Origin of the sequence: Frankia alni ACN14a (assembly GCF_000058485.1) — a bacterium.
In the GTDB taxonomy this organism is placed as follows: Bacteria; Actinomycetota; Actinomycetes; order Frankiales; family Frankiaceae; genus Frankia; species Frankia alni.
Genome location: NC_008278.1, coordinates 3,865,346 through 3,878,549 on the forward strand (window position 1 = coordinate 3,865,346; position 13,204 = coordinate 3,878,549).

The 13,204-nt window shown below is 73.6% G+C and carries 15 protein-coding genes and 1 pseudogene; 12 read left to right on the top strand and 4 right to left on the bottom strand.

Annotation, left to right across the window (positions count from 1 at the left end; genetic code table 11):
- Window positions 1-134 precede the first annotated feature (134 nt).
- Entirely contained in the window at window positions 135-911 is a 777-nt protein-coding gene (uppS, locus tag FRAAL_RS15585; protein ID WP_011604705.1) for a polyprenyl diphosphate synthase, read from the top strand.
- Between the two features lie 97 nt (window positions 912-1,008).
- Window positions 1,009-1,908 (top strand): 3-keto-5-aminohexanoate cleavage protein, encoded by a 900-nt coding sequence (locus FRAAL_RS15590; protein WP_157892111.1) that lies wholly within the window; start codon window positions 1,009-1,011, stop codon window positions 1,906-1,908.
- A 33-nt stretch (window positions 1,909-1,941) separates the two neighbouring features.
- Here the strand turns inward: FRAAL_RS15590 and FRAAL_RS15595 are convergent, their stop codons facing one another.
- The gene (locus FRAAL_RS15595; protein ID WP_011604707.1) at window positions 1,942-2,622 is read right to left on the bottom strand and encodes a TetR/AcrR family transcriptional regulator; all 681 of its coding nucleotides are present in this window, start codon (window positions 2,620-2,622) and stop codon (window positions 1,942-1,944) included.
- 194 nt (window positions 2,623-2,816) lie between these two features.
- On the opposite strand from FRAAL_RS15595, the gene FRAAL_RS33060 reads away from it, so the two are divergent.
- The gene (locus FRAAL_RS33060) at window positions 2,817-2,957 is read left to right on the top strand and encodes a putative leader peptide (RefSeq protein WP_157892112.1); all 141 of its coding nucleotides are present in this window, start codon (window positions 2,817-2,819) and stop codon (window positions 2,955-2,957) included.
- Window positions 2,958-3,235: 278 nt separating this feature from the next.
- Window positions 3,236-3,589, top strand: a pseudogene (locus tag FRAAL_RS33070) (ATP-binding cassette domain-containing protein); the annotation flags it as partial.
- Between the two features lie 35 nt (window positions 3,590-3,624).
- Here FRAAL_RS33070 and FRAAL_RS36370 read toward each other — a convergent pair.
- Window positions 3,625-3,783, bottom strand: coding sequence for a hypothetical protein (locus tag FRAAL_RS36370; protein ID WP_231861777.1), 159 nt, complete (start codon window positions 3,781-3,783; stop codon window positions 3,625-3,627).
- On the opposite strand from FRAAL_RS36370, the gene FRAAL_RS15600 reads away from it, so the two are divergent.
- The 5 genes from FRAAL_RS15600 to FRAAL_RS15620 all read left to right on the top strand — a co-directional run bounded on the left by FRAAL_RS15600 (window position 3,718) and on the right by FRAAL_RS15620 (window position 6,911).
- Complete coding sequence (locus tag FRAAL_RS15600; RefSeq protein WP_231861705.1) at window positions 3,718-4,647, top strand: LLM class flavin-dependent oxidoreductase; 930 nt, start codon at window positions 3,718-3,720, stop codon at window positions 4,645-4,647. The two genes, FRAAL_RS36370 and FRAAL_RS15600, sit on opposite strands and share 66 nt — an antisense overlap.
- A 146-nt stretch (window positions 4,648-4,793) precedes the next feature.
- Entirely contained in the window at window positions 4,794-4,904 is a 111-nt protein-coding gene (mftA, locus tag FRAAL_RS15605; RefSeq protein WP_041940585.1) for a mycofactocin precursor MftA, read from the top strand.
- Window positions 4,905-4,912: 8 nt separating this feature from the next.
- The gene (gene mftB, locus FRAAL_RS15610; protein WP_011604712.1) at window positions 4,913-5,230 is read left to right on the top strand and encodes a mycofactocin biosynthesis chaperone MftB; all 318 of its coding nucleotides are present in this window, start codon (window positions 4,913-4,915) and stop codon (window positions 5,228-5,230) included.
- Window positions 5,227-6,501, top strand: coding sequence for a mycofactocin radical SAM maturase (mftC, locus tag FRAAL_RS15615; RefSeq protein WP_011604713.1), 1,275 nt, complete (start codon window positions 5,227-5,229; stop codon window positions 6,499-6,501). Before mftB ends, mftC begins: the two co-directional genes overlap by 4 nt.
- A 53-nt stretch (window positions 6,502-6,554) precedes the next feature.
- Window positions 6,555-6,911: a winged helix-turn-helix transcriptional regulator gene (locus tag FRAAL_RS15620; protein WP_011604714.1), complete on the top strand. Its 357-nt coding sequence runs from the start codon at window positions 6,555-6,557 to the stop codon at window positions 6,909-6,911.
- Between the two features lie 142 nt (window positions 6,912-7,053).
- On the opposite strand, the gene FRAAL_RS15625 is transcribed toward FRAAL_RS15620, so the two are convergent.
- Entirely contained in the window at window positions 7,054-7,617 is a 564-nt protein-coding gene (locus FRAAL_RS15625) for a YceI family protein (RefSeq protein ID WP_011604715.1), read from the bottom strand.
- 467 nt (window positions 7,618-8,084) lie between these two features.
- Here FRAAL_RS15625 and FRAAL_RS15630 point away from each other — a divergent pair, with 467 nt between their 5' ends.
- Window positions 8,085-8,594: a hypothetical protein gene (locus FRAAL_RS15630; protein WP_197537197.1), complete on the top strand. Its 510-nt coding sequence runs from the start codon at window positions 8,085-8,087 to the stop codon at window positions 8,592-8,594.
- Window positions 8,595-9,332: 738 nt separating this feature from the next.
- Here the strand turns inward: FRAAL_RS15630 and FRAAL_RS15635 are convergent.
- The gene (locus FRAAL_RS15635) at window positions 9,333-9,716 is read right to left on the bottom strand and encodes a hypothetical protein (protein ID WP_231861016.1); all 384 of its coding nucleotides are present in this window, start codon (window positions 9,714-9,716) and stop codon (window positions 9,333-9,335) included.
- Between the two features lie 188 nt (window positions 9,717-9,904).
- Between FRAAL_RS15635 and mftD the strand changes: the two genes are divergently transcribed.
- Window positions 9,905-11,083 (top strand): pre-mycofactocin synthase MftD, encoded by a 1,179-nt coding sequence (gene mftD, locus FRAAL_RS15640; protein WP_011604720.1) that lies wholly within the window; start codon window positions 9,905-9,907, stop codon window positions 11,081-11,083.
- Between the two features lie 663 nt (window positions 11,084-11,746).
- Window positions 11,747-12,946: an ABC transporter substrate-binding protein gene (locus FRAAL_RS15645; protein ID WP_041939361.1), complete on the top strand. Its 1,200-nt coding sequence runs from the start codon at window positions 11,747-11,749 to the stop codon at window positions 12,944-12,946.
- Window positions 12,947-13,204: the final 258 nt, after the last annotated feature.

Below are 13,204 nucleotides of genomic sequence, written 5' to 3' on the forward strand. Positions count from 1 at the left end.
CTGGGCTGATCCCCCCTGGTCGCGAACCCGCCCCGGACGATGGTCACGTTGGGCGGGTATCGTCACCATCCCGGTCGGTACCGGCCGGGAGTCGAGCCGCGCCGCGCGCGGACGTCGACCGTAGGGGAGTACACATGACGCCGGGTCCTCTTCTCTACGCGCTCTACAGCCGGCGGCTGCGCCGGCAGGTCATGGCCGGCCCGCTGCCGGCCCACGTCGGCCTGGTCATGGACGGCAACCGCCGCTGGGCCCGCGAGATGGGCCTGGCCAACCCCAGCCTGGGCCACCGCTACGGCGCCGAGCACGCCGAGGACGTGCTGTCCTGGTGCGAGGCCGTCGGCATCCGCCACGTCACCGTGTTCGTCTGCTCGACCGAGAACCTCCAGCGCCGCGGCGACGCCGAGGTCGCCTTCCTCATGCAGGTCATCGAGCAGGTCGTCAGCGACCGGCTCGCCCGGCCCGACGCCCGCTGGCAGGTCCACCTCGCCGGCATGCTCGACGCGCTGCCCGACAGCACCGCGCGGGTGCTCAAGGACGCCGTCGAGACGACCCGCACCGTCACGACCGGGTTCCACGTCACCCTCGCCGTCGGCTACGGCGGGCGGCAGGAGGTCATCGAGGCGCTGCGCGAGCACCTGTACGAACGCGCCGAGGCCGGCGACTCCCTCGCCGACGCCGCCGCCTCGCTGAGGATGGACGACATCGCCCGCCACCTCTACACCGCCGGGCAACCCGACCCGGACCTGGTGATCCGGACCTCCGGCGAGCAGCGGATGTCGAACTTCCTGCTCTGGCAGAGCGCCTACTCGGAGCTGTACTTCTGCGAGGCCTACTGGCCCGCGTTCCGCGAGATCGACTTCCTGCGCGCCCTGCGCAGCTTCGCCGCCCGCGGCCGGCGCCACGGCGCCTGAGCAGCCGCCCGCCGGCCGGGCACCGGGCGGCACATATGGCAGAAACTGCCATGGGCTGCTAGCGTCACCATCCTTCGTGAACTGAAGGAGAGTGGCCATGACTCCCACGTCCCATCCGGCTCCGGTCGTCCTCGAGGCGGCGATCTCCCCCCTGCGCGACGGCCGGCAGCTGCAGACCACCGAGGAGCTCATCGACGAGGCCCGGCAGTCCCTGGCCGCCGGGGCCGGCGTCATCCACCATCACCACAACTTCCGGCTGACCCGCGACGAGGCCGTCGCCCAGGTCCTGCGCATCCAGCGCGAGGTGCTCGCGACCTTCCCGCACGCCTGCCTCTACAACGACTACCTGCGCGGCGAGCAGGTCATGGCCGAGAAGAACGCCCACCTGCCGGCGCTGGCCCACGCCGGCCTGCTCACCATGGCGGCGCTGGACCCGGGGCTGACGCAGTTCGCCGTGCTCGACGAGGACGGGCTGCCGTCGCGCCACCGGCAGGGCGGCGCCGACTACGCGGCCGCGCACGAGGTCGTCGCGTTCGCCCGTCGCACCGGCGCCGCGCTGAGCATCGGGATCTACGACCCGAGCAACCTGCGCTGGACCCTCGCCTACGAGGCCAGGGGCATGTTCCCGGCCGGCTCCGTCATCAAGCTGTACTTCGGCGGCCAGTACCTGATCAACGGGGCGCCGACCGCGGGTTTCGGCCTGCCCCCCACCAGACAGTCCCTCGACATGTACCTGTCGATGATGGCGGGCTCCACCCTGCCGTGGGTGGTCAGCATCCAGGGCGGTGTGCTGCTCGAGTCCGAGCTGGCCCGCTACGCCCTGGAACGCGGCGGCCATCTCCGGGTCGGCATCGAGGACATGGCCGGGCTCAACCCGATGACCAACCGGGAGACCGTCGAGGCCGCGGCCGCGCTGGCGGCCGAGGTCGGCCGGCCGGTGGCGACCGGCGCCGAGGCGAAGGCCGTCCTGCGGGGCATCCGGGCCGCGGCGGCCTGACCTCTCATCCCCCGTCCCTGTCCGCCGTCCCTGTCAGGCCCTCCCCGCGTCCGTGCTCTCCCGGACCGGGGCCGGAGGCGGTGAGCCGGGGGCGGTGAACAGCCCGGGACCCACCATCGCCAGGGCGGTGGCGAACAGCTCGGCGGGACTCTCGCCGTGGCCCGCCTCGCCGTAGTCCACGGTCGACAGCCGGGCGGCCGCCGAGACCACCGCGGCGGCCAACGCGGCCTGGTGGGAGCGCGGGTCGAGGCCCAGCCGCGCCGCGATGGCGTCCGCCCACAGCCGCTCGCTGTCGGCCATGATCTGGAACCACTGGGCCCGGAAGCCTTCGGAGGTGCGCAGCACCCGGTACAGCTGCCGGAGCTGCTCGACGTGGGTGGCCGCCCAGGAGGCGGCCCAGATGACCGCCAGCGAGGTCTGCAGCGGCTCGCCGGGTGGCCGCTCGGTCAGCTCGGTGGCGATCCGCGCGGCCCCCGCGGTCAGGAAGGGCCGCACGACGTCCTCCTTGCGGGGGAAGTAGCGGTAGAAGGACCGCTCCGAGACGCCGGCGTGCGCGGCGAGCTCCCGGATGGTGAAGTCGTTCGTGCCGCGCTCGACGAACAGCTCGACGACGGCCCGGGAGGCGGCCAGCATCGCCTGTTCCTTGGCCTCGACCACCTCACGGGCCGTGCGGGCCGGCGGCTGTGTCTCGGCGCCTCGCTGGGGCCGGCTCATCCGTGTTCACCTCCGCGTCTCGTAGGCAGCGACGGTAACAAGTCGGTCCGCGGGCCAGGACGGGCCGCGGCCCGCGACGGTGGACTGCGCGAGGTTCGAGCCCGTTGACAGGCTTCCGGGGCCCATGGTTGTCTCTGCGTCCTTGCGGTGTCCGTCCGAAGGGCCGGGCCCCCGATCGCGGGGAAGGAGGCAGCGTGGCGCAGCCGTCCCGCCGCCCCACCGCGACCGCACGCCGCCGCGCGCTCATGATGTTCTCGCGTCGGCACATCGACCTGCAGCGGGTCACCAGCTGCCTGTGTCCCGGCGGGTGTCGCGAGGAGCGGCCCGGCGCCTGAGCGGACCGGCCGTCCTCGTGACGGCCGTCCCGGACCCGCCGGCCACTCTCCCCGCCTCATTCCCGCCCGCCGCCAGGCCGCCGCCACGGCACCGACGCCGCGACGCCCTCGATCCACCGGCCCGCCCTGCCTGCGCCGATCCGCACCGGCCTGCGCGGCCGCGGCGGTGGCGGACCCGGCGGTGGCGGACTCGGCGGTGGCGGGCCGGGCCGTGGCGGGCCTGTTGGCCCTGCGTGGGCTGCGGGTGTCGTACCGCGCGCGGCGGCGCGGTCGAGGCGGTGCGCGGCGTCGACCTCGACGTCCACCCCGGCGAGATCGTCGCCCTGGTCGGCGAGTCGGGGTCGGGCAAGTCGACCACGGCCCGGCTCGTGCTGCGCCTGGCCGAGCCGGGTGCCGGGCGGATCGTCTTCGACAGCGAGGACGTCACCGCCGCCCGCGGCGCCCGCCTGCGCGCCCTGCGCCGCCGGGCACAGCTGATCTACCAGAACCCCTACGCCTCGCTGAACCCGCGGTTCTCCGTCGCCGAGGTGATCACCGAGCCGCTGCGGGTGTTCCGCGTCGGCGACCGGGCCTCGCGCCTGGCTCGCGCCCGCGCGCTGCTCGACCGGGTCGCGCTGCCGGCCGCGACGCTGCACCGCCGCCCCCCGGAGCTCTCCGGCGGGCAGCGTCAGCGGGTCGCGATCGCCCGGGGCTGTCGTTCCTCACGCCGGGCAACTATCCGGACGACGACCCCCGCGCGGGCCTGGAGGACACCCTGCGGCTGTTCGAGTTCGCCGAACGGCTCGGCTTCGACGGCGCCTGGATCCGCCAGCGGCACCTCGAGCACGGGGTGTCCTCGGCGGCGGTGTTCCTCGCGGCCGCCGGCCAGCGGACCCGGCGGATCCAGCTCGGCACCGCGGTCATCCCGATCGGGTACGAAAGCCCGTTCCGGCTGGCCGAGGATCTCTCCCTCGCCGACGTGCTGTCCGGCGGGCGGCTACAGGTGGGACTCAGCGCCGGTACCCCGCCGCACGCCGAGCTGCTCGCCGACCTCGTCTTCGACGGCGACTGGCGTGGTTTCGACCTGTCCTACGGGCGCATCGCCCGGCTGCGCGACAACCTGCTCGGCGGCCGTCTCGGCGACGCCGACACCGTCATCCAGTCCCCGGGCAACGGCCAGCGTCCCCGTCTGCAGCCGCACGCACCCGGCCTCGCCGACCGGCTCTGGTACGGCGGGGGCAGCCTGCGCTCGGTGCGCTGGACCGGCGAGAACGGCCTGAACCTGCTCTCGGGAAACATCGTGTCCGGTGAGGGGACGGACGACTTCGTGACCGCGCAGCGGACCCTCATCCGTGAGTACCGCCGCCTGATCGGCGCCGACCGGCCGGCGCGGGTGGCCCTCGGCCGGGTCGTCGTGCCCTTCGACAGCGCCGACCGCGCCACCCGGGAGCGTTACCGGGTGTACGCCGCCGCCCGCCACGAGCGCACCCTGCGCCCGCACGGCGAGCGACGGACCCTGTTCGCCCCCGACCTCGTCGGCGACGCGCAGCGGATCCTCGACGGGCTGCGGGCCGACGCGGCGGTGGGGGAGGTGACCGAGCTGCGGGTGGAGCTGCCGTACGAGTTCGACCGCCGCGACTACGAGCAGGTCCTCCACGACGTGGCGCACACCGTCGCCCCGGCCCTCGGCTGGCGCCCCCCACCGGCCTGACCGTCCCCCCACCTCGACCCGGGCCGACCTGCCCGTTCTGGTCCGACATCTTCCCTTTGGCACTCGGTGCCATTACAGTCGTCTGCGCGGCGGGACCACGCGACACCGGTTCCGGACCCGGTCAGCTCTAGCGATGGGGAGTGCTCATGGAGGAGTCAGTGCAGGTCGACCAGGCCGTCGAGGCGTCCGCGGAGCCGGTCGTGGCGGACCTCCTCGTCGAGGAGGTCTCCATCGACGGCATGTGCGGCGTCTACTGAGCGCCGACGTGACGGACGAGCGCGGCGCGGCCGGCCTCCCGCCGGCCGCCGCCGCGTTCGACCTGGACCGGGCCTGGCGGCTGCATCCCCAGGTGTCCGTGCGGCCGGAGTCGTTCGGGGCGCTGCTCTACCACTTCGGCACCCGCAAGCTGTCGTTCCTCAAGGAACCCGGGCTGCTGGCGCTGGTGGAGGCCCTGCCGGCGCATGCCAGCGCGCGGGCCGCGGCGGACGCCGTCGGGCTGCCCGCCGCGGATCTCGGCCGCTACCAGCGGGCGCTGGCGACCCTCGCCGCGTCCTCCATGATCGTCGAGGGGAGCACCCCGTGACCTCCGCCGCCCCGGCGCGTCTCGTCGACCACTTCGCCCGCGGACTCGCCGCTCCCATCTGTCTGACGTGGGAGCTCACCTACGCCTGCAACCTGGCCTGCCGGCACTGCCTGTCCAGCTCCGGACGGCGTGACCCCCGCGAGCTGACGACCGCAGAGTGCCGCGCGGTCATCGACGAGCTCGAACGCATGCAGGTCTTCTACGTCAACATCGGCGGCGGTGAACCGACCGTGCGCGCCGACTTCTGGGAGCTGGTCGACTACGCCACCGCCCACCACGTCGGCGTGAAGTTCTCCACCAACGGCGTGCGGATCACCCCCGAGGTCGCCACCCGGCTCGCCGCCAGCGACTACGTCGACGTGCAGATCTCCCTCGACGGTGCGACCGCCGAGATCAACGACGCGGTGCGCGGCGCCGGCTCGTACGACACCGCCGTGCGCGCGATGGCGAACCTGGCCGAGGCGGGCTTCCGCGGGTTCAAGCTGTCCGTCGTCGTCACCCGGGCGAACGTCGGCCAGCTCGACGCCTTCGCCGCGCTGGCGGACCGCTACGGCGCCCAGCTGCGGCTGACCCGGCTGCGTCCGTCCGGGCGCGGCGCCGACGTGTGGGACGAGCTGCACCCGACCGCCGCCCAGCAGCGTGAACTCTACGACTGGCTCGTCGCCGCCGGCGAGAACGTCCTGACCGGCGACTCCTTCTTCCACCTGTCCGCCTACGGCCAGGCGCTGCCGGGGCTGAACCTCTGCGGAGCCGGCCGGGTGGTGTGCCTGATCGACCCGGTCGGCGACGTCTACGCCTGCCCGTTCGCCATCCACGACGAGTTCCTCGCCGGCAACGTGCGCGACGCCGGCGGCTTCACCGGGGTGTGGCGGACCTCGGAGCTGTTCGCGGCGCTGCGCGAGCCGCAGTCCGCCGGGGCGTGCGCGTCCTGCGGGCACTTCGACGCCTGCCAGGGCGGCTGCATGGCGGCGAAGTTCTTCACCGGCCTGCCGCTCGACGGCCCCGACCCGGAGTGCGTGGTCGGCCACGGCGTCGACGCGCTGCTCGCCCGAGGGGACACCGCCCCGCCGAAGCCGTCGGTCGACCACTCCCGCACGGTCGTGCGGGCCGCCGGGCGCCGCGGCGGCAGCGGGCCGGTGCCGGTGACGATCGGCCGCGCGCCGAGCGTGCTGTCCCCGGCGCTGCCGCCGGTCAGCGCCTGCCAGGAGGATCCCCTCGCCGGCTTCGACCCGGCCGCCGCCGGCCTGCCCGCTGCCGGAGCCGCGCGTTGACGGGTGTCAACCGAACGGGTGGTCGTCGTCGCCGGGCTCGTTAGCATGACCGCATGGTCCCGATGCCGCCGGACGCGGTGAGCTGCCAGGCGCTCACCCCGGTCTTCGCCCTGCTGGGCAAGCGGTGGAGCGGGCTGATCATCGGCACGCTGCTGGCCGGGCCGGCCCGCTTCTCCGAGATCGCGAAGCTGGTGCCCGGGGTGAGCGAGCGGATGCTGTCCGGGCGCCTGGCCGAGCTGTCCCAGGCCGGGCTGGTGGAGCGCGAGGTCCTCGACGGCCCGCCGCTGGCCACCCGCTATCGGCTGACCTCCTGCGGCGAGGCGCTGCGCCCGGCGCTGCACGCCCTGGAACTGTGGGCGCAGGAGCATCTCGTCCACGCCGACCCGCGGGCGGCCTCCGGTTGCGGCTGAGCCACGACGTCCGGGCATGCGAACGCCGGGTCCGGGCATGCGAACGCCGGGGCGGACCGGGGACGTCCCGGCCGGCCCCGGTGCCGTGGCGTGCTGGGGCTTGTGGTGCTGTGGTGCTGTGCAGCGTGGCTTTGCGGGTGGGTCAGGGAGCGATGAACTGCAGGTCGAGCTCGATCTTCACCTTGTCGGCCAGGGCGAGCTTGCCGGCACCGAGCGGCATGTTGAAGTTGATGCCGTAGTCACTGCGCTTGATCTCGCCGGTCGCCGAGAACCCGGAGCGGACGCGGCCGTCGGCCGGGTGGGTGTCGACGCCGTAGAACTCCACCGCGAACGTGACCGGCTTGGTGACGCCGTTGATGCTCAGGTCGCCGGTGAGCTCGTACTCCTCGCCGCTACCGGAGATCGAGGTCGAGACGAAGGTCATCGCCGGGTGCGCGGCCAGGTCGAAGAAGTCGGTGGAACGCAGGTGCGCGTCCCGGTCGGCCTGGTTGGTGTTGATCGACGCCAGGTCGATCGAGGCGTCGACGGCGACCGACTGGAGCGACTCGCCGACGGCGAGGGTCGCCGAGAACGTGTCGAACCGGCCGCGGACGTTGGTGACGCCGAGGTGGCGGATCTGGAAGGTGACACTGGAGTGGGCCGTGTCGAGCGTCCAGGTACCGGGGACGAGCGGCAGCGGTGCGAGCTCGGACGAGGGGGCGGTCACGGGACCTCCAGGGGCGGTCGGGCCGGAACACCGTTGCGGCTGCAACGGTGGGCGTACGAAACGATAGTGGCTAACGAAATGCAAGTCACCGGGGGGCCGGGCTCGAGCCGCCCTGGCGCCCGGCGCCGACCCGCGAGAGGGTCGGCGCCGTGAGCACCGAACCCCGGCCCCTGCCGCCGCCCGCTCCCGCCCCTGCTCGTGGTACCGGCTCTAGCTCCGGTCCTGGTCCTGCTCGTGGTTCCGGCTCTACCTCCGGTCCTGGTCCTGCTCGTGGTTCTGGTCCTGGTCCTGCAACGAATCCCAGCGCCGAGCCCGACGGACTCGCCCGGACCCGCCGCGCGCTGCACGCCGTCGCCGAGCATGTCCTCGCGGCGGCGCGTTACCGGGCCACCGGCCGCATCGGCCTGGCCGTCACCCCCGGCGGGTTCGCCACGCCTGCGTTCGGTCCCGCCGGGCGCACCGTGGCCGTGGCCGGCACCGACCTGGTCGTGCGCGACGGGGACGCCGAGACGGCGCGGAGTCCGCTGACGACGCTGCGGGAGGCGGCGCACCTGGCCGGCGTCGAACCGGGCGGCCCGGCGGCGGTCTACCGGCTGGCCACCCCCTGCCACCCCGACGAGCCGCTGGACATCGACCCCGACGCCGCCCGCCTCCTCGCCGACTGGTTCGCCCTGGGCGCCGCCGCGCTGCGCCGCTGGTCGGTCGAGATCGCCGCCGACGCGCCGAGCCCGCCCACGCTGTGGCCGGAGCACTTCGACCTCGCGATCCGCGCCGGGCAGATCAACTACGGCCTGTCGCCGGGCGACGAGGCGTTCGCGGCGCCCTACGCCTACGTCGGCCCGCCGCTGCCGCCGCCGAGCCTTCCCACCGGCTTCTGGAACGCCTCCTTCGGTGCCGCCCGCACCTGGACCGACGTCGGGTCGGTCGATGCCGTCGTCGACCTGTTCCGCCAGGCGCGCCGCCACGCCTCCACCTGACGATCCCCGCCGCGCCTGCCCCGCAGCCCGCCTGCCCCGCGGCCCGCAGCCCTCGCACTCTAGCCACTGTGCGTGATCGGTGAGGTGCGAAACTGCTTCAGCCCGAACCCAACTCTGGTGATCTTGCGGTTCCGCGGAACCGCCTCCCGGCCCCCGCGCCGGCGCGACCGTTCGGCGCCCGGGCCGAGCCTCGGTCGCCTAGTCACTGAGGGCGACGGCAGGCAGGGTGGTTGCTGCGGTGTGCGGGGGACCGGCGCCGAACACCCACCAGCCGCCAGCACGCTGCGCGATCGCCGCCGCCGCGAGCACGTGACACGGTCATGCGGATTCCACGCAACCGCGCCGCGCCGTCGGACGTCAGCCCGACGTCCCTGACGATCCCGAGCGCCGGGACCACCGCGTGTGCCCACGTCCTCGCCCCGACGGGATCCGGATCGGGTGGCGCAGACGAGCTGTCTGATCGCCGTCGGCGACGCGGCCTGGGAGCCGTCCACCGACTCCGCCTGCTGCGCGCGACCACTGCCGCCGGCGCTCCCGGCCGCCGCCCCGGCCAGAACGCGGCCAGAACACGGCCACATCATGCCGAGGCTTGGGCACGGTTTTCAGGTCGAAAAGCGTGTCCATCCCTCGGCACGATTCCGTGCGCGAACGACTGCAGAGGGGGACGAAGAATGTCGTAGCGCCCTCGGTCGTAGCGCCCTCGTTCGTAGCGCCCTCGGCCAATTCGGTCCGCGGCGGTCAGCCGGCCACGAGGCGCCGGGCATGCTCGGCCTCGTCCGGGCGGACCTCGCTCGGCCGGCCTGTCACGAGCCGCCACCGCGTGCGCGGTGTCGCGGCGGCGGGCTCGCCGGGCGGGTGAGCCACGGGCAGGTGACCGGCGGCCAGGGCGGTCGTCATGCGGGCGCGGACCTCGTCGGCCCGGTCCGGTTCGGTGGCGAACAGGGTGCGCAGCCGCAGCGTCCCGTGCTCGTTCGCGATCGCGGTGTGGTGGGAGGCCAGCGGGCACGGTGGGGGATGGTCCCAGTGCCCGCACAGCGCCGCCGTGATCGCGGCGCCGGGCGCGCGCTCGTCGCCGCCGGGCGCCAGGACCAGGACGAACTCGTGGGCGAACGGCCGGCGCACACCTCGGATTGTCCCGTCCGGTCGACCGGTGCGTACCGTCACCGGCATCGCTATAGTGGCACTCGGTGCCAAATCGTGCCCGACCCTGCCGTCCGATGTCCCGACACCCGCGGCTGCCCGGCCGGGCGAGGCATCCGGGGCCCGTCTCGCCGGTCGGCGGCGGGCGGACACGACGAGGTGGGAGTGCGATGGCCAGCACAAGGACATGGTTCGAAACGGTTGCCGAGGCCCAGCGCAGGGCGCGTAAGCGGCTGCCGCGGGGGGTGTACCAGGCGCTCGTCGCCGGGACCGAGGCCGGCGTGACGATGAACGACAACGTCGACGCGTTCGGTGAGCTCAAGATCCGGCCCCGCGTCGCCGACCTGCCGGCGACCCGCGACCTGTCGACGACGGTGATGGGGCAGCAGATCAGCTTCCCGGTGCTCATCTCGCCGACCGGGGTGCAGGCGGTCCATCCCGACGGCGAGGTCGCCGTCGCCCGGGCCGCCGCCGGCGCGGGCACGGCGATGGGCCTGTCCTCGTTCGCCTCCAAGCCGGTCGAGGAGGTCGGCGCGGTCAACGACAAGCTGCTGTTCCAGACCTACTGGGTGGGGTCGCGCGAGGAGATTCTCGCCCGTGCCGAGCGCGCCCGGTCGGCGGGCGCCAAGGGCCTGATCGTGACGCTGGACTGGGTGTTCGACTCGCGGCGGGACTGGGGCAGCCCGTTCATCCCGGAGAAGCTCGACCTCAGGGCGATGGCCCGCTACGCCCCGCAGGTCGCCCTGCGCCCGGGCTATCTCGCCCGCTGGCTGCGCAGCCGCTCGCTGCCCGACCTCGGTGTGCCCAACCTCGGCCCGCGTGAGGCCACTCCGCCGACCTTCTTCGGTGCCTACGGTCAGTGGATCGGCACGCCCCCGCCCACCTGGTCGGACCTGGCCTGGCTGCGCGAGCAGTGGGGCGGCCCCTTCATGATCAAGGGGATCACCCGGCCGGACGACGCCCGCCGCGCGGTGGACGTCGGCGCGAGCGCGATCTCGGTGTCGAACCACGGCGGTAACAACCTCGACTCCACCCCGGCGTCGATCCGCTGCCTGCCCGGCGTCGTCGACGCGGTGGGTGACCAGGTGGAGGTGCTGCTCGACGGCGGGATCCGCCGCGGCAGCGACGTCGTCAAGGCGCTCGCGCTCGGCGCGCGTGCGGTGCTGATCGGCCGCGCCGCCCTGTTCGGCATGGCTGCCGGCGGCGAGCGGGGGGTGACGAACGTGCTGGAGATCCTCCGGCAGGGCGTGAGCGAGACGCTGCTGGGGCTCGGCCATGCGTCACTGCACGAACTGTCGCCCGAGGACATCCTCGTCCCGGCCGGCTTCGCGATCGACCGGAAAGTCTAACCGTCCACGGTCGACCGGATGGGTAGAGAAACCATCCGGATACAAACTGGAAACGGATTACCGGTGACGCGGTTCGGGGTGCAACTTCTTGTTGCACCCCGAACCGCGTTTCTCTTGCATATTGCTTCGGGGGCCCGGTGCCGTGCACCATCGTGCCATGCCGTGTCGTCATCGCAATGTGACCCCAGGTGCTGGATGGCTTAGTACTGTCGTTTCACCGACCGGAAACCGCATTCGGTTCCGGCCGGCGGCGGCCCGACCGAGACGTGCCGGGCAGTCTGGACAGGTCAATGCTTTCGGTGGTCGTCTTCTCCGCTCCGGATCGGACGGCCCCTCGGCGGCGGCGCGCACCGACGACGGTTCCGCGCCGAAGCCGCCCGACCGCAGTGACCATTCTGGCTGAATGATTCCGAACCGTTTTGCGGAGCCGTTCGTGGTGGCGGTGCGCCGCGTCAGCATGGGGGTCACCTTCGAATGCGTCGCTGTGCCGTGAAACTGAGCAGGCCTGCGAAACAGAGCAGGCCTGCGAAACAGAGCAGGCCTGCGAAACAGAGCAGGCCTGCGAAACTGGGCAGGCCCGCGAAACTGGGCAGGCCTGTGAAAGTGCGAGCTCCGGCGAGACCGAGAGTTCCGGTGAAGCCGAGGTTGCCGGCGATACTGGGAATGTCGACGGTCCTGCTGGGGCTGGTCGTCGGGACCGGGTGCTCGGGGACGACCTCCTCGGCGGCGTCCTGCACCGGGGGCAGGGCGGCGCCGGGGGTGACGCCCGACGAGGTCCGGGTCGGCCTGCTCTACCCCGACTCGGGCCTGCTCGCCGGCGCGTTTCCAGGGCTGCGGGCCGGTGTGGACGCCCGCCTCGGCGAGATCAACGCCGCCGGCGGGATCAACGGGCGGAAGGTCGTCTACGACTGGCGTGACGACGCCGGCACCGCCCAGGGGAACCTCAACGGTGCCCGGGAGCTGGTCGACCAGCGCGGCGCGTTCGGCCTGCTGGAGTTCACCGTCGCCGCCACCGGCAGCGCGAAGTACCTCGCCGACCGGGGAATCCCCACGGTGGGCCTCGCCGCCGAGGACGTCTGGGCGCGGTACGGCAACATGTTCTCGTTCTCCAACACCCTCGGCGCGCCGATCGACACCTACGGCCGCTTCGTCCATGACCGCGGCGGCACGTCCGCCTTCCTGCTGTACAGCGCGATGTCCGCGGGGGTCTCCGGCGCGACCCTGCGGGTCGGGCAGAGCCTGCAGGCGCTCGGCGTGCAGGTTGCCGGCAGCCACGCCTACACCCCCGGCGCGGACAGCGTGAGCGACGTCGCCCGCCAGATCGTCGACTCCGGCGCGGACACCATCGTCACGATGCTCACCCCCACGGCCCTGCCGCCGGTGCTGCGCGCGGTCCGCGACGTCGGGGGGAGCCCGAAGGTGGTGCTGTCGATGAGCGGCTACGACCACAGCCTGCTGCGCCGCCACGGCCCCGACCTGGCCGGGGTGTACGTCCCGGTGTTCTACCGGCCGTTCGAGGCCGGGGGCGTCCCGGTGGCGCACTACCTCGACGTGATGGCGCGCTACTCGCCGCAGACCGACGACCCCGAGCAGGAGTTCGGCCTGATCGGCTACATCGACACCGACCTGCTCCTGCGCGGGTTGCAGGCCTCGGGACCCTGCCCCACCCGGCAGTCCTTCGTCGCCGGGATGCGCACGCTGACCCGCTACGACGCCGGCGGCCTCATCCAACCGACCAACATCGGTGCGACCCGGGGTCGCCCGCCGACCTGCTTCGCGCTGATGCAGGTCAACCCGTCGGGCAGCGCCTTCTCCGTCGCGCAGGACAACCTGTGCGGCAAGGCGCTCGGCCCGACCCTCTGACGGCTCCGCGCGGCGGCCCGGCCCCGGCCGTCGCGCGGGCCGCCCCGGTCCGGCGGGGGGCGCCGCCGCCCCCCGCCGGACAGATCCGCCGTAGCGATACCGCCGCGCCGCCGCGCCGCCGCGCCGCCGCGCCGACCGCGCGCCCTGCCGGGTTGCGATGCACGCGCTGCGGTGCGGTGCGGCGCGGACGTTTCACCGTCCCAGACCGCGCGCAGCGCACCGCAGAACCGACCTCGCCGGCGGGCCGTCGCCGGCCAG